This window comes from Bacillus cereus group sp. BfR-BA-01355 (genome assembly GCF_022663675.1).
Taxonomy (GTDB): Bacteria; Bacillota; Bacilli; order Bacillales; family Bacillaceae_G; genus Bacillus_A; species Bacillus_A thuringiensis_S.
This window is the reverse complement of sequence record NZ_JAKUFY010000053.1, coordinates 13,326-36,845: the sequence shown is the minus strand read 5'-3', so window position 1 is coordinate 36,845 and position 23,520 is coordinate 13,326. Positions and strand designations below refer to the sequence as shown.

The window sequence follows — 23,520 nt, the reverse complement described above, 5'->3', positions numbered from 1 at the left end:
ATTGGCGACACAGGAGGAGCACCAGCAGATAATAGGGGCGACGGCGGAGTAAGTCAACTATAATAACAAAGAAAGGGACTTCAACATGGAGTCCCTTTTTCTATTTTCAGGCCATGTAGAGAAAAGAATTGACTTACTTTAAATATGTAACTATAATAGTTACAGAATAACCATTAGTAATAGAAGTGAGTTATATTTTTTTAGTATAATTGTAACTGTTTTAGTTACAATTAAAAGGATAACATAAAATAACCAAAAAATGTAAAAACTTTAAATAGCAACTCAAGAAAGGAGACGGGAACTTTGAAACGGTTTAAGTTTTATTTGATTAGCGGTATTGTGCTTGTTTTGCTTATCGTATGTAACTTCGTTGATAAGCCGATTGCGAAGGTTGAAGAAGTGAAAGATACTGTTATGATGAAGCTGAATACGAAAGAGAGTATGGCGCAAATTGATGGGCAGACGATTTATTTTAAGCAAATTGGTGAGGGAAAACCGCCGTTACTCATGTTGCATGGGTTTGGTGGTTCTTCTGATGGGTTTAGTGATATTTATCCGGAACTAGCGCGAGACCATACGATTATTGCGGTTGATATTTTAGGGTTTGGGCGTTCTTCTAAGCCAGTTGATTTTCAGTATTCGTTTCCTGCGCAAGTGAATTTATATTATAAGTTAATGAAGAAGCTCGGATACGATCAGTTTGCGGTGCTTGGCCATTCGATGGGCGGAGAGATGTCCTTGAATTTAGCGTATTTATATCCGGATGCAGTAACGCATCTCATCTTGGCGGATGCTACAGGAATTGAGTCTTTCCAGCAAAAAGAAAGTTATGAAGTACCACCGCTATCGACGGACTTACAAACTGTAACCGAGATTACGAAGTATAATAAAAATGAAGTGAAAAATAGTCGTGATGATAAAGAGCATTATGACCAGCTTACGAAAATGAGAGAGCGCCGCATTGCGATGGAAGCTGATAAAATTAAGGTACCGACTTTAATTATATGGGGACGACATGATAAAAGTGTTTCTTGGAAAAATGGTGAACTGTATCATGGGCTATTTGCAAATAGTACGTTTCATATTATTGAAAAAGGATACCACGCACCGTTTCGTCAGGAACCAATTGAGTTTATGGAATATGTACAAGCATTTTTCGCGAAGCATCCACAATAAAAATTTTAAGCATAAATCCACTTCTTTCCTCATAAAGTGAAACTAATAAGGCTTGTCTAAGGAAAGGAATGAAGTGATTTGGAAACTTTACCATGGTGGGTGTATCTTGTAATTGTCGGGATTGTACTAAGTGGCTACATGGTTTTATATACTTCGAAAAAAGAGCAAGATATGGATAATGAGTTTATTGAAAAAGAAGGCGAAGTATATATGAAGCGTTTAGAAGAAGAACGTGAGAAACGTAATCAGGATAGTGATAAAGATTCGGTATTGCTTTAATAGAAATTTTGAAAGGCTACCACCTAGTAGGATTTTACATCTAGGTGGTAGCTTTTTTTCTTCTGGGGAGCAGTATATGTTCATCAAGCTAAGGTTATATTAGTTTAATTTTACATGTATAAGAGAGTTATCATAAACTTTTATTGATGGCATTTATATATATTTTTCTTCATAAGAATGGAACTAGCGGGGATTTTACTGGGGGGGATTAACAATGCATAGGGATGAAACTTCATTACATCCGGATACAGGTGTTACATCTGTAATGTTTGTTGAGCGTTCATTAAATGAAATTCGTTTTTGGTCTAGAATCATGAAGGAGCATTCTTTTTTTCTACGTTTAGGATTTAGATGCGAGGATACTCAACTAATCGAAGAGGCGAATCAATTTTATCGATTGTTTGAACATATTGAACAAATAGCGCATTCCTATACAAATGAAACAGATCCTGAGCAAATAAAAAGATTTAATGCAGAAGTACAACAAGCCGCAACTAATATTTGGGGATTTAAACGAAAAATTTTAGGATTAATTCTCACATGTAAATTGCCAGGACAAAATAACTTTCCACTTTTAGTTGACCATACAAGTAGGGAAGCGGATTATTTTAGAAAACGTTTAATACAATTAAATGAAGGTAAATTAGATGCTCTTCCTGATGCTATTATTAAAGAAAATGTTTTCTTTTTAAGGATTATGGCAGACCATGCTAAATTTATTGGCCATCTTCTTGATCCATCGGAAAGAAAGCTTGTAGATACAGCACGGAATTTTAGCAATGATTTTGATGAATTGATGTATCAAGCAATTGACTTAGAATCTATGAAACCACAATCCCAAACAGCTCCTCTTTTAGATCAATTTTTAGATCAAAATCGCGTGTCAGTTGCATCTCTTCGGGATTTTAAGAAAACAGCACGTGATTTAATTGAGCAATGTAAAATAAAGAGCATCATTCATCCATTATTGGCAGACCATGTTTTCCGTGAAGCTGATAGATTTCTTGAAATCATTGATATGTATGATGTTCATCTTACAAATATTCAATCACAACCTAGATATTAGAAGATAAGGAAAGATAGTATTTTACTTTCGGTTGAGAAGTTAACAATTTATTGTTAGCTTCTTTTCATTGTTGTTAAAATTTTCTTTTCGTTTAGTAAATTTCCTTTTAAAGACTACATAAATCCCTTTGATCGAATATGTGATTATTTGTAAAACAGTACATGTGGAAATATTATAAATATGTAAGAAGTATACGGATGTTAGATTCTAATAAATTATTCGAGGGAAATTTACTAATTAAGTATATTAACTTGTTTGCACTACATTTTACAAATAAAGGGGTATTAGTAATCATGAAAGCAAAGAAATTAGTAAGTTTAGCGTTACCAGTTATGTTATTGAGTGGTTGTATTACAATTGAAACTGATGGTAAGAAAGCTGAACCAAAGAAAGAAGAAACGCAAAAGGTAGAGAAAGAGAATAAGACTTCTGAAAAAGAGAGTAAGTCAACTGATAGCAAGAAAGAGGATAGCTTATCAGTAGCGAAAGGTGAAGGTACAAATAGTAGCTCATCAAGTAGTCAACCAAGTTCTTCTTCAAATAATTCAACTTCTTCAACTGGTAAGGTAACGGGTTCAGATGTTGAAAGGTACAAGGCAGATATTATAAACAGTGCTACTCAAATTGAAGATACAATGAAATTAATTGAAGGAATAGCAGATTCAGACGTAAAATCATACAAACAAAAGAAAAGTGAAGTGCAACTGAGTTTAGGTGGAGCAAAGGCAACTGCAACGAAACTGAAGAATCTACAAGCGCCTCCTGAATTACAGGGAGAACAAGTGAAGATAAAGCAATCGATGGAACTGTATGCGGATTGTTTCCAACTTCTCTTTGATGCATTAGACCAAGAAGACGAGAGTAAAATGCATCAATCATTAAGTAAAGCACAAGAAGGTTCAAAACTGTTTGAAGAAGCAGCGAAGAGTATCGGTAGCAAAACAAACTAAGAGTAAATTACTTTAAGGAGTATGAGGTATGAAAGTGTAGAAACTAATGGCTGCTGTAGTTCCAGTTACATTATTATTAAGTGGTTGTGTTACAGTAAAAGATTCGGCAAGTAAAGAAGCAAAGACAGAAGAAACAAGTAAAGCTAAGTCTTCTGGAACAAAAGAAAAATCAACTAATTCGAAAGAAGAAAGTAAAGATGTTCAAAAGGTTCGAGTTTTAGATGAAGATTATGCACAATATTTATTAGACATTGAACAGGATATGTTAAGACGATTTGATTACTATGATGCATCTGTAAAGGATTTGAGAAACGGAAGTAAATCAAAAGCTGAGGTATTAGATAGTGTTAAAGACATCTATAAAGTATTTGATAAGATAGAGAAGATTTCTGCACCGCCAAAACATAAAGAAGACCAAAAAGAGATTGAAAGAGCTGCAGGTAAACTAAGAGAAACATTCGGTGAAATAGAGAAGTTATTCAACGATAAAGGTTTTAGCTTAGAGACTGATAAGGAAATCTTAAATAAAGCAAATATAAAATTAGAGGAAGCAAAACGTATTTGGAAACCTACATTTGATAAGTTAAGGGCTGAAGTAAAAGGTGATACAACCACGGAAAAATCTACTAGTACAACAAGTAGTTCTACACAGGCAAACCCAACTACTGGCAGTCAGGCTCAAACAGATAAAAGTCAAGCAAAAACTGGGGTATTTGTAGATACAGTTGGTACAAGTGAAGAGTTAGGAATTAGTTATAGCAACATGCAGAAGAACATTAAAGATGGTACTGAGATTATTGGTAATTGGGGTATTGATTACGGCAGTGGCGTAAAAACTACGCTAGTACTAAAAGGTGATAAAACATTTGAGTCTTATGCGAATGGTTCTTATCCGAATAAAGATAACTATTTAACAGGAACATATACGGTGGATGTCCTATCATTCCAGTTATCTTTAAAAGTAACAAAAGCAGTTAAAGACGGTCAAGAAGTAAAGTTAACAAATGATAGTATCATGTATAAATTGCAAAACTATGATGGAAACACATTACAAATTTATCAAATGGACGATAATGTTCGTATTCGATATGTAAAACAATAAATAATTGGTGAAAAACTCTGTAATAAATTTTACAGGGTTTTTTGTTAGTTCTAGTTTATTTTTTTTGTCTTCCTAAGCGCTAAGCATACTAGTATAAGTTGAGAAATGAACAAAACGATAATGATAGGCAGATGATGTAACTCCATAGTAACTGTAACCATCCAAAGCCCAATTCATACACTATGATGGAGGTTTTTTACTTACTAATCGGATGAAAAAGGAGTGTAATCATGAAGAAACGTACTGTTAATGAAGCGGGAGGGAATGTGCCACAACCAATCCGCAGCGACGGAGCTGGTGCGATTGATTCTGGACCTCGTAATGTTATGCGGGATATTCAAAATCCGAATATGCTTGTTCCGCCTATAACGGATGCAGGGTTAGTTCCTAACTTGAAGTTTTCATTCTCGGACACTTCTATGATTTTGAAACAAGGCGGTTGGTCTCGGGAGATTACTGCTCGGGAACTACCGGTTTCGACGACGATTGCGGGAGTAAATATGAGTTTAACGGCCGGTGGAGTACGAGAACTACATTGGCATAAAGAGGCAGAATGGGCGTATATGCTTTTAGGACGGGCGCGCATAACGGCTGTTGATCAAAATGGACGGAATTTTATTGCTGATGTTGGACCAGGTGATCTTTGGTATTTTCCTCCTGGTATTCCGCATTCCATTCAAGGATTGGAACATTGTGAATTTCTACTCGTTTTCGATGATGGGCATTTTTCTGATTTATCTACTTTAGCTATTTCTGATTGGTTTGCGCATACGCCAAAAGAAGTGTTGTCGGCTAATTTCGGAGTACCTGAGAGTGCTTTTCGTTCTATCCCTTCAGATCAAGTTTATATTTATCAAGGAGAGGTGCCAGGTTCGCTTGAAAGCCAGGAAATTCAATCGCCGAAAGGAGAAGTTCCTTTAACATTTAAACATGAATTGTTAAAACAAAAGCCGATTAAGACGCCTGGTGGTAGCGTTCGAATTGTAGATTCTACAAATTTCCCTATTTCCAAAACAATCGCAGCAGCGCTCGTTGAGGTTGAGCCTGGCGGAATGAGAGAACTTCATTGGCACCCGAATAATGATGAATGGCAATATTATTTGACAGGGGAAGCGAGAATGACTGTGTTTCTTGGAAATGGTACCGCTCGTACATTTGATTATAGAGCTGGCGATGTCGGATATGTACCGTTTGCGACGGGGCATTATATTCAAAATACAGGTACCGAAACATTATGGTTTTTAGAGATGTTCAGAAGTAATCGTTTTGAAGATGTATCGTTAAATCAATGGATGGCACTGACTCCTAAAGAAATAGTGGAGAGTAATATACATGTTGGCCCGCAAGTAATGGATTCCCTGCGTAAGGAGAAGAGGCCTATTGTGAAATATCCAGGGTTTTCATATAGTCCGAAAAATGATGAGTAAAAATGAAAATTTGCGTTATTCTTTCTGGAGACTGATAAGAAGGGATGGCGTATTTTTTATGCCTAATCTAGTCTTTATCCCGCTATTTGCTGGGCAGTAAGACCCCACCTCAAAATTCAGCGGAAGCAAAGAAGTTAGGTGGGGGGCGGGCTGTCCGTAAAAGCACGATTGGTGAGGGCTGATTAAAGTTTCACTTTATTAGTATCCGCTCTTTGTATTATTGTTCGGGAAATTATTATCGGAGCATAGTATAGGGAAGATACATATAAAATAGCACTATTATAAGCTGTAACGCATAAGTTGCACAGGCGATGCAACGATAACTAGCTTTACTCTTCATCATTTATTTGAACATAATGGGCATAGAGAGGTGATAAACACAGTATGATTTTTAGTGAGCGTTTAAAAGAAGAAAGGGAAAAAAGAAATTGGTCGCAAAATGATTTGGCTGAAAAAATTCATGTAAGTAGGCAATCTGTTTCGAAATGGGAGACGGGAAAGAACTATCCGAGCATTGAAATTATTATTCATTTAAGTGATTTGTTCGATATTACGATTGATGAACTGCTAAGGAGTGATGAAGAATTGACGCAGAAAGTAATTGAAGATAGTAAGAAATTGGCATATCCAAAATGGAAGGTGTTTTTTGATAGTTTATTTATGATAGGGGTATTTTTACTTATTGCAAAAATCGTTGTATGGATGCTAAATAAATTTGCTGGAGCAAGTATTGCAATTGTAGCAGATGCGCCATATGTAATGAATCTTTTACCCCTTGCATTCATGATTATAGGTGGTATAGGTTCCGATAAGTTGAAGAAAATATATAGATAGAGGAAATAATTTCTCTGCACTAGCTGTTCTTTCTACTCAAATTGTGTACTATAAAGGATAGATAGGAAGGGTAACTAACTGTTACGATTTATTTAACCATTTATAACCAAAGTTAATTAAATATATCAGTAAGCCCTGCTAGTCAAGTGATTGGCTAGTAGTGAGGGTTAACTGCGGGCAATCCCTAAAGCTGATTGAACTACAACGTGGCTAGAAATGGCGAGCGTGAATGTCGCGAAAGCAGAAAAAATCAATCAGATGGTGCAAGGTTAAATCCTAAACACTAGAACAATGGGTCTTCCGCCTCGAATCATCTAAGTCAAAAGCGATAAGATGAACGTTCAACGACTATCTCGTATAACTGACGAGAGTACATCACAAGCCTATGGTGGTGGAAAAATCCTCTATCTCTAAAGAGATAAACATATAGTCTGCGCTCATGTGAAAATATGAGAAGTTCATAAGAGAACTGGCTAAGGAATTGCGCCCTTAGTTGAACGAGATAAATTTAATCAAATCTATCAAACCTCATCGAATCTATCGAACACATGTGCTATCGTGGGTTCAATGAGATAAGAATAATAATGAAATTTTCACGAGTTAGTCAAGTATCAGAATTAACAGGTTTGCATCCGAGTAGTCTTACGAGAATGCTGGTGGAACACGCTACGATTCAGAAGAACAAATCTTTCATTAAAGGAGTTACATTCTGATGATATTGGCGAAGAAAGTCAGACTAATTCCAACGCTTGAACAAGAAAAAGTGCTTAGAAACCATGCTGGAGCTGCAAGATTCGCTTATAACTATTGTAAAAGAATGAGTGATAGATACTATAAGCTATTTGGAAAATCTGTTTCACAGTTAGCTTTACAGAAACGATTTACAAAGATCAAGAAGCAAAAGAGATATGAGTGGTTAAAAGACATTAATGCACAAGTGCCCAAACAGGCTTCAAAAGATTTTGATACGGCGAGAAAACATTCGTTCAAAAAGTACAAAAATGGTTATCACACTTCTTATAAATCCAAAAAAGATTTAATCCAAGGATTTTATGCCAATTATGAAAGACTGGTTATAGGAAAGAAAGTAGTTCATATTCAGTCTATTGGAGAAGTGAAAACAAGCCAACAACTACCAAGGAATAAAAAACCATCCAATCCAAGAGTTACATTTGATGGTCGTCACTGGTGGATTAGTGTGGGGTTCCAAGAAGACTTTGAATCACAAGAACTAACCAATGAGTCGATTGGTGTGGATGTTGGTTTAAAAGAGCTGTTTGTAGCTTCTAATGGTACGAAAGAACGAAATATAAACAAAGATGCCAAGGTTAAAAAACTTTTGAGAAGGAAAAAGTCAGCGCAAAGAGATATGTCTAGGAGATTTAAAAAAGGTGTGAAAATTCAATCTGCTGGATATGAAAAAGCGAAAGCTGAGCACCTGCGGTTATCTAGGAAAATTATGAATATCCGAAATAACCATATCCATCAAGCAACAGCTAGATTGGTGAAAACCAAACCAATGAGGATTGTTGTGGAAGACTTATCTATCTCAAACCTGTTAAAAAACAAAAAACTATCGAAAGCATTTTCATTTCAAAAATTAAACTTCTTCTTTCAATGTTTGTCATACAAGTGCGAGAAGTACGGCATTGCGTATGTAAAAGCTGATAAATGGTTCGCTTCAAGCAAGATTTGCTCATGTTGCGGCGTTAAATACGACCATTCAGTTCAACCAGAAGGACAGTGGAGTTTAAAGATTCGTGAATGGCGTTGTGCTTCATGCAATAGCTATCACGATAGGGATGTAAATGCTGCGATAAATTTATCAAGATGGGTAAAATAAATGCTTGATAATAGGAGGTAACGATACTGCCTCGTGTGGAGTGTTATACCCCTCGTCCCTTTGGGGCTGCGAGAACACGATGAAGCACTAACTCGTGTAAATTTGATTGAATTGTATAGATTTAGTTAAGTTTATCGTATCGGGACATATAGAATGGAATTTCATGAACAGAAGATTTTGCCGGCAGTGAGGCAAATTAAAGATTTGGAAAAGCTATTACATAGTTCGTATGAATATATCGTTATTTTAGATATTCATGTCGGCCAATTGAAGAGTGTTATATCACTTGCGAAGCAATATTGTAAAAAGGTGTTTTTACATGTGGATTTAATTCATGGCTTGCAGAGTGATGGGCATGCGACGGAATATTTATGTCAGGAGTTTAGACCGTACGGGTTACTTTCGACAAAGGCGAGCGTTATTATGAAGGCGAAGCAAAAAGGTGTTGTGGCAATACAACGCATCTTTTTAATCGATTCGAGTGCGATGGAGAAGAGCTGCAATCTTTTAGATAAGACGAAACCGGATTATATTGAGGTGCTTCCAGGAGCAATGACGGATATTATCGCTGAAGTGAAAGAGCGTACTGGTGTACCGATTTTAGCAGGTGGTTTTATTCGTACTGTAGAAGATGTGGAAAGAGCTTTAAACGCTGGTGCGACAGCGATTACGACGTCAAAACGCGAACTATGGAAACATTACCAAAAAAAGTGACGAAAATGTGAAAAAATTCTGTTGACACCGCTTTCATAAGAGGTTAACATTATAGACAAGTTAATAAACGTGACGGAGAAAAGAAGAGATCCACATTTCATTGTTTCTATATAAATTTATATAGAAGCGTGCAAAGCTGTGGGTCTTTTTCTTTTGACAAAAACGAATGGCCATTCATTTTACCTCTATCACATTTGGAAGCGTTTAAATTGATTGTGGAGGGATACTATGTCAGCATTTTTAGGAGAGTTAATAGGGACTGCGTTGTTAATCGTACTTGGTGGCGGCGTTTGTGCTGGTGTAAGTTTAAAGAAATCGTTTGCGAAAGATTCAGGTTGGATTGTTATTACAATGGGCTGGGGCTTAGCAGTAGCGGTTGCAGCGTATGCGGTTGGATCAATTAGTGGGGCACATTTGAATCCAGCTTTAACGATAGGACTAGCATTTAAGGGAGCGTTCCCATGGAGTGACGTACCAGGTTATATCGTAGCACAAATGATTGGGGCAATTATCGGGGCAGTTATCGTATATTTACATTACTTACCACACTGGAAAGAAACAGAAGATCCAGGAACAAAGTTAGGTGTATTTGCAACAGGTCCAGCAATTCCGAACACATTTGCAAACCTTTTAAGTGAAATGATTGGAACATTCGTTTTAGTATTTGGTATATTAGCAATTGGTGCAAATAAATTTGCAGATGGATTAAATCCATTTATCGTAGGTTTCTTAATTGTAAGTATTGGTTTATCATTAGGTGGGACAACAGGATACGCAATTAACCCAGCACGTGATTTAGGTCCGCGTATCGCACACTTCTTCCTTCCGATTGCAGGAAAAGGCGGTTCAAACTGGAAGTATGCATGGATTCCAGTAGTAGGTCCAATTTTAGGTGGATCACTTGCAGGTTTATTCCATCAAGTTGTATTTGAAGGAAAGCAAAATTCAGCACTTATTTATGTGATTATCGCAACTGTGATTGTACTAGCAATCTCTTATATGACAAGTAAAAAAAGCGGAAGCAATACAAATAGTAGAAAAGTAGCATAAGGGGGAAACCGATATGAAAAAATATATTCTTTCATTAGACCAAGGAACAACAAGCTCACGCGCAATTCTTTTCAATAAAAAAGGTGAAATTGTTCATTCAGCTCAAAAAGAGTTTACACAACATTTTCCAAAGCCGGGCTGGGTAGAGCATAATGCACAAGAAATTTGGGGATCTATTTTAGCAGTTATCGCAACTTGCTTAAGCGAAGCAGATGTAAAACCAGAACAAATCGCAGGTATCGGTATTACGAACCAACGTGAAACAACGGTTGTCTGGGATAAAACAACTAGTAAACCAATTTACAACGCAATTGTATGGCAATCTCGCCAAACAGCTGAAATTTGTGATGAGTTAAAAGAAAAAGGTTATAGCGAAATGGTTCGCGAAAAAACAGGTCTTTTAATTGATGCATACTTCTCTGGTACGAAAGTAAAATGGATTTTAGATAACGTTGAAGGTGCAAGAGAGAAAGCAGAAAACGGTGATCTATTATTCGGAACAATTGATTCGTGGCTTGTATGGAAACTATCTGGTGGTAAAGCACACGTAACAGATTATTCAAACGCATCACGTACGTTAATGTTTAATATTCACGACTTACAGTGGGATGATGAGCTTCTAGAAATGTTAACAGTACCAAAGAGCATGCTTCCAGAAGTACGTCCATCATCTGAAATTTACGGAGAAACAATTGATTACCACTTCTTCGGCCAAAATGTACCGATTGCAGGTGTAGCTGGTGACCAACAAGCAGCATTATTTGGACAAGCTTGTTTCGGTGAAGGTATGGCGAAAAATACTTACGGAACTGGTTGCTTCATGTTAATGAACACAGGTGAAAAAGCAGTAGCTTCTGAGCACGGTCTATTAACAACAATTGCATGGGGAATAGATGGTAAAGTAAACTACGCATTAGAAGGAAGTATTTTCGTAGCAGGTTCTGCAATTCAGTGGTTACGTGACGGAATGCGCATGTTTAAAGATGCAAGTGAGAGTGAAGTATATGCGAGTCGCGTTGAATCAACTGATGGTGTATACGTTGTACCAGCATTCGTTGGACTAGGAACACCTTATTGGGATAGTGAAGTACGCGGCGCTATGTTTGGTGTAACACGCGGTACGACGAAAGAGCACTTCATTCGTGCAACGCTAGAATCTTTAGCTTACCAAACGAAAGATGTATTATGCGCAATGGAAGCAGATTCAGGTATTGAACTGAAAACATTACGCGTTGATGGCGGAGCAGTTAAAAATAACTTCTTAATGAAGTTCCAAAGTGATATTTTAGATGTTCCTGTAGAGCGTCCAGTGATTAACGAAACAACGGCTCTAGGTGCAGCATACTTAGCTGGCCTTGCGGTTGGATATTGGAAAAACCAAGATGAAATTAAATCACAGTGGCATATGGACAAACGCTTTGAACCAACGATGGAAGCGGAAACAAGCGAAGAGCTATATGCTGGATGGAAAAAAGCAATTGAAGCAACAAAAGCTTTCAAATAATCATAAACAGTGTTATAATGGTGACAAGTTAATAATTCGGTAGGAGATTTGGAGAGACCACAACGCGCTATAGAGGCGAAATCTATAGCGGAGTTTGTGGTCTCTTTTTTCGTTATCAAAGGGAGGAATTACCATGAAATTTTCAAGTAAACAACGTAAAGACGTATTAAACGGAGTAAATAAACAAGAGTTAGATGTGATCGTAATTGGTGGAGGTATTACTGGTTCTGGTATTGCATTAGATGGAGCAACACGCGGGTTATCAACAATTGTGTTTGAAATGCAGGACTTTGCAGCAGGTACATCAAGTCGTTCAACGAAGCTTGTACACGGTGGTCTACGTTATTTAAAACAACTTGAAGTGAAAATGGTAGCAGAGGTGGGTAAAGAGCGTGCGATCGTATATGAGAACGGTCCCCATGTAACAACACCAGAGTGGATGTTACTTCCGTTCCATACAGGCGGTACGTTCGGATCATTTAGTACATCAATTGGTCTTCGTGTATACGACTTCTTAGCGGGTGTAAAACGAAGCGAGCGCAGAAAGATGTTTAACCGTGAAGAAACATTAAATAAAGAGCCTCTTGTAAAAAAAGAAGGATTAAAAGGCGGCGGTTACTACGTAGAATATCGTACAGACGATGCGCGTCTTACAATTGAAGTAATGAAAGAAGCGATTGAGCATGGTGCGAAAGCTGTTAACTACGCAAAAGTAGACAGTTTCTTATATAAAGATGGAAAAGTATGCGGTGTACGTGTAATCGATTTACTAGACGGTGAAGTATATGAAGTTTACGGTAAGAAAATTGTAAACGCAGCTGGTCCTTGGGTAGATACACTTCGTGAAAAAGATAACTCGAAAAAAGGAAAAGTACTTCAGTTATCAAAAGGTGTTCACTTAGTAATTGATCAAAAACGTTTCCCACTCGGGCAAGCAATTTACTTCGATACACCAGATAAACGTATGGTGTTCGCGATTCCTCGCGGCGGAAAAACATACGTAGGTACAACAGATACGTTCTATGATAAAGACGCAGCTGTACCACAAATGACAACAGAAGATCGCACATACATCATTAATGCGATTAACTACATGTTCCCAAGCGTGAAAATTACAGAGAAAGACATTGAATCAAGCTGGGCTGGTGTACGTCCGTTAATTTATGAAGAAGGTAAGAATGCATCTGAAATTTCTCGTAAAGATGAAATTTGGACTTCTGAATCTGGTTTAATTACAATCGCAGGTGGTAAATTAACAGGATACCGCAAAATGGCTGAAATGGTAGTAGATTACGTAACGAACTTACTACAAAAAGAAGGTCATAGTGCATATCCGAAGAGTGATACGAAACATATGCCGATCTCTGGTGGACATGTAGATGGTTCACACGGATTCCCGGCATTCGTTGCGAAAAAAGCAGACGAAGGTACGAAATCTGGTTTAACGAAAGCACAAGCAGAAGAATTCGCAAAATTCTATGGTTCTAACGTTGATGTACTATTTGGCTTAGCGAAAAAACATAAAGACGAAGCGAAAGAATACAACATGCCGCTTGACGTTCTAATCCCACTTGTATACGCAATGGATTACGAAATGACAGCAAAACCAGTTGACTTCTTCGTACGCCGCAGAGGCGCTGTATTCTTCAACATCCACTGGGTATATGAGTGGAAAGAAGCAGTAATCAACTACATGGCTGCGAAACTAGGCTGGAGCAAAGAAGAACAAATGAAATATACAGCTGAACTAGAAAAAGCATTAACAGACGCTGTAATTCCTGTAGATCAACAAGAACAGGCAGCTGCGTTAGCATAAAATAGAGAACCACCTGAAGGGGAGCCTTTAGGTGGTTTTTTTATGGGTTATTTTTCTAACTATATTGTATAACGACATATGTTGTTATACTATGTATATAAGGTGGTGGTATTGTTGGACAAAGAAATCTTGAAGGGAAGTATAGATATTTTATTACTTTCTATCATTGCAAAACGTGATACATACGGCTACGAAATAGCTCAAAGTTTAAAGGATGCAAGTGAAGATTTGTATAGTATGGGACAGGGAACTTTGTATCCTGCTTTAAAGCGATTAGAGAAAAAGGAGTTTCTTGAATCTTATTGGAATGAATCTGAGAATGGGATGAAAAGGAAATTCTATACTATTACAGATAAAGGGAAAAAAGAATTGCAGAAGAAAGTGAACTCTTGGGAGAGTGTAACAGCATTAATTCAAGCTTGTCAGAAAGGAGTTATTTATGAGTGAATTTGATGAGTATATTAAGTCTATTTTAGCCTATTCAGAACTTAGTGATATTGAACAGGATGAGTTATTTCTAGAAATGTATGATCACTTGAACAGCTTGAAAGAAGAATATATGGAACAAGGTATGAATGAAAAAGAAGCGATTTATAAAGCAATTCAAAGTTTTGGAGAATCAAAATTTATTGGCGTAGAGATTAATAAATCGGTATACGAAGTTCCTAGGCCATTAAAGGTATTATCAAAAATTTTATGTATTCCTTATATAATCATTTGTTTTATTGTCTTTTTAGGAACGTTTATTTCAACTTCTACATTTGACTCTGTTCGCAGTTTGACAGGTGGTGGGACTGTCTATCATCCCATTGAATTTTGGCAGCAATTTTTACATATATCTGATTTAGAAACGTTATTACAACTTTTTGGAATAACACTTTGGCAAGTTAAAGATTTTATTGCACATCCAGGTCCTTGGGGAAACTCAACTTATTGGTTAAGCGTTTTACAACATATAATATTAGTAGTTCCATTCGGATTTTTCGTTCCAGTGCTGATTAATAAAGTGACTAACTATAAGAAAGCTCGTAAGTGGTATGTTATGACCTTTCTTGTTTGGGAGATATTACATTTACTAACTTTGTCTGATGTTTTTGATGTGTGGCGGATTGCTATAAATATGCTCGGTGCGTCGGTAGGATATCTTTTATTTATAAGCATGATACAAATAGATAATAAATTCAGGATAATGCGCAAGAAGATATTTGAAAATTAGCTTGCTATTCTGTAGTTTAAATTATACAAATTTAGTTTGATGGTAATAGAGTATTGCTGAAAACATAGGTGCTATATAGTGAGAGGATTTTTTATATTCGTAATAGGTGTTGTTCCTTGTTTATTCATCCTGTTATGAAACGGGTACATAATCCGTCTTTTATTGGTGCTATAAATGATGAGAGCGGCACAGCTGAACTAGAAAAAGTCTAGAACAACAAGAACAGGCAGCTGCGTTAGCGTAAAATAGAGAACTACCTGAAGGGGAGCCCTTTAGGTGATTTTTTCTCTTGACTAAAAATAAATAAAATGTGTTACAATGATGATAGAGTATTTAGTGTGAATTTTGCATAAAATAAAAAAGACAGAAGCCTGAGAAACTTCTGCCTTTGTAACCTAACTTGCTATTGTGGTGGTAGTAGGTGCGGTTATAAGACAATTACATTAACGTTTTAGCCGAGAACCGCCCTTACCTTTTCCACGAAGCAGGGTGGTTCTCGCTTTTTTGTATACAGAAATTAGCCACGGACCGACGTATCTTCTACCGATGACAACGCCAGCTCCGGTTAGGATACCATACACTAATTTAATTACAAACATCGCGATCATTTTATCACCTCCCCCCTTTTTTCAAAATGGAAGAGATGATTACCACACCTACTAGTTATAGCTTATTAAGTTACATTTCCATTGTATTATGTTTTAAAATAGGGAACAAGACATATGGATAAAAATCCCTATCTTTAAGCAGAGCATAAGTATCAAGGGACAAGAAGCAAATAAATATACATAAAAAAACGGTATGGACATTACCATCCGTATTTTTTTATGTATTTATAAAACTTTTCCATACAGTGCGTCGTCTAATATATGGGAAGGAGGAAATGATGTGGATGAATTAACGATAGAAGCGTTTGAAATAGAAGATAAGGAGGACCTTATCGACGAAATAATGAACAAGTATGGACAAGAAGTCCTGCAGCTTGTGTATTCGTATGTGAATAATAAAGAGGTTGCGGAGGATTTAACGCAAGATATATTCGTGAAATGCTATAAATCTCTTCATACATATAAAGGGAATTCGAATTTGAAAACATGGTTATGGAGAATTGCAATCAATCAATGTAAGGACTATTTAAAAAGTTGGTATAACAAAAAAGTTATCATGACAGAGGATGACTTTACGTATATGGAGAGTCAAAAAGAAAGTGTGGAACAAACTGTCATTCAAAATGCGGAGGATCGTGAACTGGCTTCTGCAGTAATGAGTTTACCGATAAAATATCGAGAAGTGATTTATCTATTTTATTATGAGGAATTATCAATTAAAGAGATTGCTACAGTAATAGAAGTAAAGGAAAACACGATAAAAACGAGACTGAAAAAAGCGAAGGAGCTTTTGAAGGAAGGATTGGAGGAATAATCAAATGGAAGATCGATTAAAAGGCTTGCGAAAATCAATGGAGAACACAACGTTTAAACATTTGAGTTTTTCTGATCAACATCGAAAGCAGGTGCGCGAAAAAATTAAGCAATCGTCCGAAAAGGAAGAAGATATCCTTTTAGCAGTGTTACAACTTCTTATGAATGAAAAAACAGGTTATGAATTGATGCAGTTGCTAAGAGGGAGAGGGATTCAAAAATTCGAAGGTGATGAAGGGTCTCTATACACTTTATTACATCGTTTAGAACAGAATCGCTTTATCCAATCTAGCTGGGATCACGCAGGAGCTAAATATTATCAATTAAATGATAAAGGAAACAAGATGCTGCGAAAGGCAGAGAAGAATGCTACGAAGGCACGATTTATATTAAAAGGATTAGTACAGGAGTGAGAAAAAATTGAATCAAAAAGGGGAGCGTTTTTTAAAAGAAGTTACGAATCATATTAAATCAAAAGAAGCGAAGGACTTAGTAGCAACGGAACTAGATTTTCACTTGAAACAGACGAAGAATATGTGGATAGAGAAAGGCTTAAGTGAGGAAGTTGCTGAAGATAAGGCTGTTGAACAAATGGGAAGTCCAATTAAGCTTGGCCAGGAACTTAATAAACTACATAAGCCAAAGGTTGATTGGTTCTTAATTGGTTTATTAGTGGCTGCGATGGGGCTAGGTTTTTTGCCAGTTATAGCGCTTGGACATGCTGACTTATTAATGAATAAGGTGATATTTGTAATTCTCGGTGTTACAACAGCGATTGGGATGATGCTATTTGATTATCGGAAGTTAGAGAGGCTTGGGTGGCTGTTTTATACAATTGGTGTACTTATCTTGTTAATGATAAAATGTTTTCCGACTGCTTCTTTGAATGGAGAACCATTACTAAAAATTGGTTCCGTCATAATTGATTGTTTAATGACAATACCATTCTTTTTTCTAGGCTGGGCTTCTTTTTTCAATAACAGTAGATTAAAGTTTATACATCTTCTCATGTTGTATTTATTTTCTTTATATTTATTTCTAACTACATCAACTCTTTTACCACTGTTCATCTATATCACGATGGTATTTGTTATGCTTTGGTGGAGTAAGTTAGGAAAGAAAACGGCATGGCTCATTACGATTTTACCTATTGTACCATTGATTATTAGGGATCTACTTTCCTGGTCTGCTGTAAAAGAATACCGTATGGCCAGAATTTTAGGAATGTTAAATCCAGAGCATGATCTATGGTATTTACGTTTAAAAGAGGCGATGTCTTCAGCAGGTTGGTTTGGTACATATGAAAATATAAAGTCTATCCGTGCTGCCCATACTGATTTTGTATTTGCAAGTTTGACTTACTATTATGGATATGTACTTGCGCTAGTTCTTGTCGTGATTCTTTCTCTTTTTGCAGTAAGAATAATGAACATAGCTTATAAAATAAATGATGGTTATGGTAAATTGCTTCTCGTTGGCGGAGTGACTCTTTTTGTAATCCATTTTATTTGTAATGTTGGCATGACCCTCGGGATATTACCACGTGTTTCTATATCATTACCATTTATTAGCTACGGATTGATACCAACTCTGTTTCATGCATTTATAATGGGAATTGTGTTAAGTGTATATCGACGTAAAGATATTCCTTTTAGAATGAGAAAAACACCTTGATAATCATCAAGGTGTTTTAGTTATTAGCTCAAAACTCTCCGAATCAGCCTCAAGCACAAAAGGACTAACCTCGCCAACGCTATAAAGTTGCAACTCATGCATTGCTCGCGTACAAGCAGTGTAGAACAATCTACGAACGCTCTCATCGCTGTACGCATCTTCAGAAGCATCGTAAATAATAACAGCGTCAAATTCGATACCTTTCGCTAAGTAAGCAGGGATTACGACAATGCCTTGCTCATACTCGGCTGAGTTACTCTTCACGAGTTTAATATTATCGATATGACGGAGTGCTTCGTATGCAGCGGCGCTTTCAGCTGCGGATTTACATATAATTGCGATTGTATTGTGTTGCTCTTTTTGTAGTTCAGCAACTTTGGCAGTAATATGTTCGTGCAGTTCGCTCTCATTCGCTACTTTCGTCACTGTAGGTTTCTCGCCGTCACGTTCAAAGGCGTGAATGTTCTTGCCTTCCGGTACGAGAGCACGTGTAAATTCAATAATCGGTTTTGTTGAGCGATAGCTACGAGTTAAGTTAATACCGTTCGTTTCATCCGGTCCGTATAAGCTAGTAAGTGTATTGAAATTCACTGCTTCACTTGCATGGGCAAATATCGCTTGATTAAAGTCTCCGAGTACCGTCATTTTTGCGGCAGGGAAGAGACGTTTTAAAAACTCGAACTGGAACGGCGAATAATCTTGCGCTTCGTCTACGAGTACGTGTTTAATCGATCTATTCGTTTGGAAGCCTTCGATTAATTCTTTTAAAAGTAAAAATGGAGTCGCATCCTCGTAATATAGCTTTCCTTCATCAAGCATGTTTACCGTTAAAGAGCAAATGTCATCCCATTCTTTCGGTTTTTCTCCAGTAACCCACGATGCGTCTGTGAAGAGTTGTTTATAGATTCCTGTGAAATTGATGAAGCGCAGTGTTTGAACGCCTTTACGAAGTGGCTTCAATTTTTTACGGACAATCATACGTCCCAGGACTTTCGTTTCTTTCTCATAGTCATTAAAAGAGTTGTCGTCAAACTCGCCTTTTTTCTGTAAATATTTATAAGCCTTTTGATATTCATCTTTACTAAGTAATTCAATTTCTTCTTCTACCCAAGGCTTTTTCAGTTCTGCTTTTTCGATTGCATCTATTTGTTTATTTAGCCAATCCGTTAACTTTTCAATTCGACTATGGAAGCGGAGGGAGGAGTCAGTATTATAAAATTGCTCTGTAATCTCTTTTGCAGAGACGATCAGTTTTCCTCTAAATTTCATTCCTCTAAATAGCATGCCTGAAGATTCAAGAGATTGTCTGTACGCTCTAATCATCTCGAAAAATTGAGTGGATGCTTTAAATCGGATGCTCGCATTTCTCGTTTTATAGGTAGGGCTATTTGTTTCAGTTAACATATATTCCAATTGCTCATAAGGGTCTTCAACATCAAATGACTTACTTAGTCTATGGTTTAAATATTCTTGGAATGTTACTTGCTGCATATTTTCTTCACCGAGTTCAGGTAGTACGTTAGATACGTAGCTATTGAACATAGAGTTAGGGGAGAAGAGAATAATTTGATCCGCTTTTAGCCATTCGCGATATTTATATAGTAAGTAGGCAATTCGCTGCAGGGCAGCTGATGTTTTACCACTACCAGCAGCTCCTTGAACGATAAGGAGTCGGCCTTCATCGTGACGGATAATTTCATTTTGCTCACGCTGAATCGTAGCGACGATACTTTGCATATGTTTGTTCGTACCTTTTCCGAGTGCTTGTTGCAGAATTTCATCACCAATTGTGAGGCTCGTATCGAACATGGAATCAATCTCGCCATTTTGAATAATGTATTGTAATTTTTTCTCCACATTACCGCGAATTACGCCGCCTGGTGTGTTGTACTCAGCTGGTCCTGGTGGGTAGTCGTAATAAACACTTGAAATTGGGGCGCGCCAGTCATAAATAAGAAAGTTTTCTCCGCTTGCATCAGTAAGGGTAGAAACACCGATATAGATTTGTTCTGCGGCAGGTTCGCCTTCTTCAGTGAAATCGATGCGTCCGAAGTAAGGTGCTTTTTGCATACGTCGCAGCGCGGCAAGTCGATTAAAGGTGTGTTTATGGGTGATTTGTGTAACAGCTAGTGATTGAGCTTGTTGTCTTAAGTTGATAACTGTTTCAAGGTAATCATCAAAAGTATCTGTATTCACTTTAACGTCATCCCAGAAGTGTTTACGGATGTTGATTACTTCTGCCCGGCGTCTGCCAGTTTCGTTTTCCAGCTTATCAATTTGCTGCGTAATAGTTTCGATTACGGTATCCAATCGTTTTTGCTCTAGATCAAGTTTTTTGTTCATACGTAAGCACTCCTTTAAAAGTGAAAAATAGAGGTTGACTGAAGAAAAATTTTGTTGTACAATTAAGATACGGATAAATACGTTCTTTATATTTTTTAAAACGTGTTTCTGTACTAATTTAACATAGTTTTTGAATTTAATCAATGATAATAAGATAAACCTTGGTTCCGTGTAGCGTGGATCAAGGTTTTTTTGTGTTTTTAAGAGGGAATCACACTTGTTGTCGTTTTTTGTCCGTAAGTCGATATATTTGAAAAATCGCCGATATAATTTCATTTACCGAATCTGGATATAACTATCGGGAGAAGAGGGTATAAAAAAAGCTCGGGCCGAAGCCCAAGCTTTTTACTTCATTATTTCTTTTCTTCTTTTTTATCGTCAGCTTTTTGCTCTTTGAAAAGATCTTTTAAATCTTTATCGTCAACTTTTACGTCAGCTTTTTTGATTTCTTTCATCATTAAGTCATTCATAAATTGAGCATCTTGCGTTTTTTCTTGAGCTAGTGATTTTTTAATATCAGCTTTTGATTTATCGAAAGTTGCATCTGCGTGATTATCAGTTACTTTAATAATATGGTAACCGAATTGTGTTTTTACAGGTTCGCTTACTTCATCTTTTTTCAACTTTTGAGCTGCTTCTTCAAATTCTTTTACCATTTTCCCTGGTCCGAAGAATCCTAAGTCGCCACCTTTTTCTTTTGAACCTGTATCTTCAGAGTATTGCTTTGCTAATTCTTCGAAAGATTTACCTTGAGCAAGTTCATCTTTCACTTTTTTAGCAGTTTCTTCATCTTTTACAAGGATATGACTTGCTTTAATTTCTTTTTTATAATCCTCGAATTTTGCTTTTACATCTTTATCAGTAATCGATTGTTCAACCGCTTTTTCTTGAGCTAATTGAGCACGCACACTATTTTTGATAGTTTCTTCTTTAATACCTTGTTGTTTCATTAGTGTATCGAATTGATCACCGTATTGTTTTTTCATTTCATCGAACTTTTTGTCTACATCTTTGTCTTCAACTTTGTAGTTTTTAATAAGAACTTTTTCCATAACCATGTTGTTTAGTACTTGTTTACCAGCTTGTGTCTTCATTTGATCGTAGAATTCTTCTTTTGTAATGTCACCAGCTTTAGATGTAACGATTTTGTCTGATGATGATGTTCCACATGCTGATAATGCGATTACACTTGTTGCGGCTAAGGCAAGCATAGCTTTCTTCATTCGATAAACACTCCTACTATTATGTATTTTTAATTTATCCTACACCGATGAATTTTAAATTCATAAGAGCCCGATTAAGTCTCACTGATACTTTTGCTTTTTTGTATTGGTAAAGCGCGCTTAACAGGGCTTACCGTGGCTGAGGATAAAGTTTTGATGAATGTTTTGTTCTATAGTATAAGCAATATGTACAAAATTTAATATATCATATTTCGACGCGTTTTCATATTGATAAAGAAAAATTAACCAGTACGTGTCAGATTTTGAAAGTGTGCCATATTGGGCGTATGCCGCATATACAGAATAGAGGAGGGGATGGGGATGAATTCTCAACTTATTTTATTACTTGTACTGTTTATTTTATTGGTTATTGTAGGTATAATTTGCTTATAGAGGAAAAAAGTGAGGAAGGGGCTTTCCTTCCTCACTTTCCATGAAATATAATTTCTATATAACTAGAAATTAATAAAATTGTTATACATACATTAATAACCCGAAAGACACCGGGCTGGCGGCTCGCAGCTATTTGTTTTCGTTCACACAGTGTATGTGTCATGAAATTCGTGTAAAATATAACAAGAAGTGCGAATGCGACAAAAACAACTGTTATAAGTGTCATGAGGCGAGACCTCCTTTTGGCTAAAATACATATACATATATTGTATCACACGATATTTTGTTCGTGTTACAAAATTCAGAAATAGAAGACTTTGTGTTAGAAAGTGAGGGAGAAAATGGACGTTGTTAGAAGATTAGAACAAGCTGAATACTACGTAGACCTACTATTTAAAATGATTGATGAAGAGAAGTGTCCATTTTATTCTTTGATCATAAAGAAAAAAGCTCGTAAAAAAGATATTGAACGTATACTAAATCTTTGTGAAAAACTGAACGAGCAATATGTAGTGGAGAAAGCAGAAGGGCTTCTTTTGTTCGATGCGCTGTTAGATCAATTTGAAAAAGCGCTTCCACATCAGCTCGAAGTAAACGAAACTGCGGAAGCGCTAGCAAAACAAGGTTTATTTAAGCCGCTTATGAATGAATTCTTAAGCATGATTGCGAAAAAATAAATAGATTATTTCTTAACTAACTTTTGATCGGATTCTGTAAAGTTCTCTTCAATATCTTCTAATGATTTCTCAAAAATATCGATGAAGTCTTGTCCGTAAATATTACGCAGGATTGCAATCAGTTCGATATTTTCTGGGAACTTCCCATAAAAATTACGAAGTGCAAGAGCCCCATTAAACACTGAATTATTTTCAGGATCATACTCCTCCATTAAGCGAAGTAGTAATTCTTCCCCTTTGTCTGTAATTTCAATGTACGTATTTCGTTTATCATCTTCCTTTTTTGAGAATACAAGATAGCCGCGTTCTTCAAGCTTTTTAGAGAAGTTAAACGCCGTTGATACGTGCATAACTCCAAACTTAGCAATCTCAGAAATAGAAGCCCCTTTTAAATGATAAGCGATTGTTAAAATATGATGTTCATTAATATTTAAATCGTAAGGTTTAATCCACTGCTGCCAATCTTTCTCTACACATTTCCATAACGCTTTCGATAATTGAGCAATGCGTTGGCTGAAAATCATCGCTTCTTTTACCGAGTAATCTTTTTCTCCACTTTTCATGTACTCACCCACTTTAACATTCTTTTTTCATTACTATCTATTATGCCAGTAAAATAAAAATTAATAAAGTCTTTTTGTGAGAATTGTGAAAATTTTTTAACAAAATGACATTCTATACAAATCATGCATAACTATGGAAGCGTTTTATGAGTCGTGAATACATGCGTTGTCCTTACATGTTAATTGATAACATATATTGTAAATGCATAAAAACACGGCATATCTATACGATATGCCGTGTCAAGGTCA

General features: G+C 36.4%; 23 protein-coding genes. 18 read left to right on the top strand and 5 right to left on the bottom strand.

Annotation, left to right across the window (positions count from 1 at the left end; all coding sequences use genetic code 11):
* Nucleotides 1-303: 303 nt before the first annotated feature.
* The 14 genes from MR167_RS18010 (at nucleotide 304) to MR167_RS17945 (ending at nucleotide 14,977) form a co-directional block, all read left to right on the top strand.
* Nucleotides 304-1,176 (top strand): alpha/beta fold hydrolase, encoded by an 873-nt coding sequence (locus MR167_RS18010; protein WP_000819465.1) that lies wholly within the window; start codon nucleotides 304-306, stop codon nucleotides 1,174-1,176.
* A 78-nt stretch (nucleotides 1,177-1,254) separates the two neighbouring features.
* Nucleotides 1,255-1,455, top strand: a complete 201-nt coding sequence (locus tag MR167_RS18005; protein WP_000449223.1) for a sporulation YhaL family protein — start codon at nucleotides 1,255-1,257, stop codon at nucleotides 1,453-1,455.
* Between the two features lie 214 nt (nucleotides 1,456-1,669).
* A complete protein-coding gene (locus MR167_RS18000) occupies nucleotides 1,670-2,521 on the top strand; it encodes a DUF2935 domain-containing protein (protein WP_000554479.1) in 852 nt (283 codons plus the stop codon).
* Between the two features lie 293 nt (nucleotides 2,522-2,814).
* A complete protein-coding gene (locus MR167_RS17995) occupies nucleotides 2,815-3,471 on the top strand; it encodes a DUF7018 domain-containing (lipo)protein (protein WP_033668979.1) in 657 nt (218 codons plus the stop codon).
* A 46-nt stretch (nucleotides 3,472-3,517) separates the two neighbouring features.
* On the top strand, nucleotides 3,518-4,573 hold the full coding sequence (locus MR167_RS17990) for a DUF3994 domain-containing protein (protein WP_242315172.1): 1,056 nt from the start codon (nucleotides 3,518-3,520) through the stop codon (nucleotides 4,571-4,573).
* 230 nt (nucleotides 4,574-4,803) lie between these two features.
* Nucleotides 4,804-6,000 carry an oxalate decarboxylase family bicupin gene (locus MR167_RS17985; RefSeq protein ID WP_097888273.1) on the top strand — a complete coding sequence of 399 codons (1,197 nt, stop codon included), beginning with the start codon at nucleotides 4,804-4,806 and terminating at the stop codon, nucleotides 5,998-6,000.
* A gap of 384 nt (nucleotides 6,001-6,384) precedes the next feature.
* Nucleotides 6,385-6,834 carry a helix-turn-helix domain-containing protein gene (locus MR167_RS17980; RefSeq protein WP_000577640.1) on the top strand — a complete coding sequence of 150 codons (450 nt, stop codon included), beginning with the start codon at nucleotides 6,385-6,387 and terminating at the stop codon, nucleotides 6,832-6,834.
* 712 nt (nucleotides 6,835-7,546) lie between these two features.
* Nucleotides 7,547-8,677, top strand: a complete 1,131-nt coding sequence (locus tag MR167_RS17975; RefSeq protein ID WP_242315170.1) for an RNA-guided endonuclease InsQ/TnpB family protein — start codon at nucleotides 7,547-7,549, stop codon at nucleotides 8,675-8,677.
* 153 nt (nucleotides 8,678-8,830) lie between these two features.
* A complete protein-coding gene (glpP, locus tag MR167_RS17970; protein ID WP_000394286.1) occupies nucleotides 8,831-9,391 on the top strand; it encodes a glycerol uptake operon antiterminator GlpP in 561 nt (186 codons plus the stop codon).
* A gap of 228 nt (nucleotides 9,392-9,619) precedes the next feature.
* Nucleotides 9,620-10,441 carry a glycerol uptake facilitator protein GlpF gene (gene glpF, locus MR167_RS17965; protein WP_001272200.1) on the top strand — a complete coding sequence of 274 codons (822 nt, stop codon included), beginning with the start codon at nucleotides 9,620-9,622 and terminating at the stop codon, nucleotides 10,439-10,441.
* A 13-nt stretch (nucleotides 10,442-10,454) separates the two neighbouring features.
* A complete protein-coding gene (glpK, locus tag MR167_RS17960; protein ID WP_000760013.1) occupies nucleotides 10,455-11,945 on the top strand; it encodes a glycerol kinase GlpK in 1,491 nt (496 codons plus the stop codon).
* Nucleotides 11,946-12,078: 133 nt separating this feature from the next.
* Entirely contained in the window at nucleotides 12,079-13,761 is a 1,683-nt protein-coding gene (gene glpD, locus MR167_RS17955) for an aerobic glycerol-3-phosphate dehydrogenase (RefSeq protein ID WP_000672828.1), read from the top strand.
* A 114-nt stretch (nucleotides 13,762-13,875) separates the two neighbouring features.
* Nucleotides 13,876-14,208 (top strand): PadR family transcriptional regulator, encoded by a 333-nt coding sequence (locus tag MR167_RS17950; protein ID WP_000356630.1) that lies wholly within the window; start codon nucleotides 13,876-13,878, stop codon nucleotides 14,206-14,208.
* Nucleotides 14,201-14,977, top strand: coding sequence for a VanZ family protein (locus tag MR167_RS17945; protein ID WP_016097870.1), 777 nt, complete (start codon nucleotides 14,201-14,203; stop codon nucleotides 14,975-14,977). The genes MR167_RS17950 and MR167_RS17945 overlap by 8 nt, the downstream gene beginning before the upstream one ends.
* A 443-nt stretch (nucleotides 14,978-15,420) precedes the next feature.
* Here MR167_RS17945 and MR167_RS17940 read toward each other — a convergent pair whose 3' ends face one another.
* Nucleotides 15,421-15,585, bottom strand: a complete 165-nt coding sequence (locus tag MR167_RS17940) for a hypothetical protein (RefSeq protein WP_000561154.1) — start codon at nucleotides 15,583-15,585, stop codon at nucleotides 15,421-15,423.
* A 280-nt stretch (nucleotides 15,586-15,865) separates the two neighbouring features.
* On the opposite strand from MR167_RS17940, the gene MR167_RS17935 reads away from it, so the two are divergent.
* Genes MR167_RS17935 through MR167_RS17925 form a run of 3 tightly spaced genes read left to right on the top strand, consistent with a single transcriptional unit; the run spans nucleotide 15,866 to nucleotide 18,072 of the window.
* Complete coding sequence (locus MR167_RS17935) at nucleotides 15,866-16,399, top strand: sigma-70 family RNA polymerase sigma factor (protein ID WP_000343999.1); 534 nt, start codon at nucleotides 15,866-15,868, stop codon at nucleotides 16,397-16,399.
* A gap of 4 nt (nucleotides 16,400-16,403) precedes the next feature.
* Nucleotides 16,404-16,811: a PadR family transcriptional regulator gene (locus MR167_RS17930; protein WP_017762882.1), complete on the top strand. Its 408-nt coding sequence runs from the start codon at nucleotides 16,404-16,406 to the stop codon at nucleotides 16,809-16,811.
* A gap of 7 nt (nucleotides 16,812-16,818) precedes the next feature.
* Entirely contained in the window at nucleotides 16,819-18,072 is a 1,254-nt protein-coding gene (locus MR167_RS17925) for an FtsW/RodA/SpoVE family cell cycle protein (protein ID WP_001072130.1), read from the top strand.
* Nucleotides 18,073-18,078: 6 nt separating this feature from the next.
* Here the strand turns inward: MR167_RS17925 and helD are convergent, their stop codons facing one another.
* The 3 genes from helD to MR167_RS17910 all read right to left on the bottom strand — a co-directional run bounded on the left by helD (nucleotide 18,079) and on the right by MR167_RS17910 (nucleotide 22,257).
* A complete protein-coding gene (helD, locus tag MR167_RS17920) occupies nucleotides 18,079-20,415 on the bottom strand; it encodes an RNA polymerase recycling motor HelD (RefSeq protein ID WP_242315168.1) in 2,337 nt (778 codons plus the stop codon).
* Nucleotides 20,416-20,768: 353 nt separating this feature from the next.
* Nucleotides 20,769-21,638: a peptidylprolyl isomerase PrsA gene (gene prsA / locus MR167_RS17915; RefSeq protein WP_000710062.1), complete on the bottom strand. Its 870-nt coding sequence runs from the start codon at nucleotides 21,636-21,638 to the stop codon at nucleotides 20,769-20,771.
* A gap of 424 nt (nucleotides 21,639-22,062) precedes the next feature.
* Complete coding sequence (locus MR167_RS17910; RefSeq protein ID WP_000172690.1) at nucleotides 22,063-22,257, bottom strand: hypothetical protein; 195 nt, start codon at nucleotides 22,255-22,257, stop codon at nucleotides 22,063-22,065.
* Nucleotides 22,258-22,372: 115 nt separating this feature from the next.
* On the opposite strand from MR167_RS17910, the gene MR167_RS17905 reads away from it, so the two are divergent.
* Complete coding sequence (locus tag MR167_RS17905; RefSeq protein ID WP_000383656.1) at nucleotides 22,373-22,708, top strand: DUF1878 family protein; 336 nt, start codon at nucleotides 22,373-22,375, stop codon at nucleotides 22,706-22,708.
* 5 nt (nucleotides 22,709-22,713) lie between these two features.
* Here the strand turns inward: MR167_RS17905 and MR167_RS17900 are convergent, their stop codons facing one another.
* Nucleotides 22,714-23,271, bottom strand: coding sequence for an HTH-type transcriptional regulator Hpr (locus MR167_RS17900; RefSeq protein ID WP_000834924.1), 558 nt, complete (start codon nucleotides 23,269-23,271; stop codon nucleotides 22,714-22,716).
* Nucleotides 23,272-23,520 lie beyond the last annotated feature (249 nt).

Coding starts and splice junctions, on each gene's coding strand:
- MR167_RS18000 (WP_000554479.1), top strand. CDS start 1,670: ATGCATAGGGATGAAACTTCATTACATCCGGATACAGGTGTTACATCT.
- MR167_RS17995 (WP_033668979.1), top strand. CDS start 2,815: ATGAAAGCAAAGAAATTAGTAAGTTTAGCGTTACCAGTTATGTTATTG.
- MR167_RS17990 (WP_242315172.1), top strand. CDS start 3,518: ATGGCTGCTGTAGTTCCAGTTACATTATTATTAAGTGGTTGTGTTACA.
- MR167_RS17985 (WP_097888273.1), top strand. CDS start 4,804: ATGAAGAAACGTACTGTTAATGAAGCGGGAGGGAATGTGCCACAACCA.
- MR167_RS17980 (WP_000577640.1), top strand. CDS start 6,385: ATGATTTTTAGTGAGCGTTTAAAAGAAGAAAGGGAAAAAAGAAATTGG.
- MR167_RS17975 (WP_242315170.1), top strand. CDS start 7,547: ATGATATTGGCGAAGAAAGTCAGACTAATTCCAACGCTTGAACAAGAA.
- glpP (WP_000394286.1), top strand. CDS start 8,831: ATGGAATTTCATGAACAGAAGATTTTGCCGGCAGTGAGGCAAATTAAA.
- glpF (WP_001272200.1), top strand. CDS start 9,620: ATGTCAGCATTTTTAGGAGAGTTAATAGGGACTGCGTTGTTAATCGTA.
- glpK (WP_000760013.1), top strand. CDS start 10,455: ATGAAAAAATATATTCTTTCATTAGACCAAGGAACAACAAGCTCACGC.
- glpD (WP_000672828.1), top strand. CDS start 12,079: ATGAAATTTTCAAGTAAACAACGTAAAGACGTATTAAACGGAGTAAAT.
- MR167_RS17945 (WP_016097870.1), top strand. CDS start 14,201: ATGAGTGAATTTGATGAGTATATTAAGTCTATTTTAGCCTATTCAGAA.
- MR167_RS17940 (WP_000561154.1), bottom strand. CDS start 15,585: ATGATCGCGATGTTTGTAATTAAATTAGTGTATGGTATCCTAACCGGA.
- MR167_RS17930 (WP_017762882.1), top strand. CDS start 16,404: ATGGAAGATCGATTAAAAGGCTTGCGAAAATCAATGGAGAACACAACG.
- helD (WP_242315168.1), bottom strand. CDS start 20,415: ATGAACAAAAAACTTGATCTAGAGCAAAAACGATTGGATACCGTAATC.
- prsA (WP_000710062.1), bottom strand. CDS start 21,638: ATGAAGAAAGCTATGCTTGCCTTAGCCGCAACAAGTGTAATCGCATTA.
- MR167_RS17910 (WP_000172690.1), bottom strand. CDS start 22,257: ATGACACTTATAACAGTTGTTTTTGTCGCATTCGCACTTCTTGTTATA.
- MR167_RS17905 (WP_000383656.1), top strand. CDS start 22,373: ATGGACGTTGTTAGAAGATTAGAACAAGCTGAATACTACGTAGACCTA.
- MR167_RS17900 (WP_000834924.1), bottom strand. CDS start 23,271: ATGAAAAGTGGAGAAAAAGATTACTCGGTAAAAGAAGCGATGATTTTC.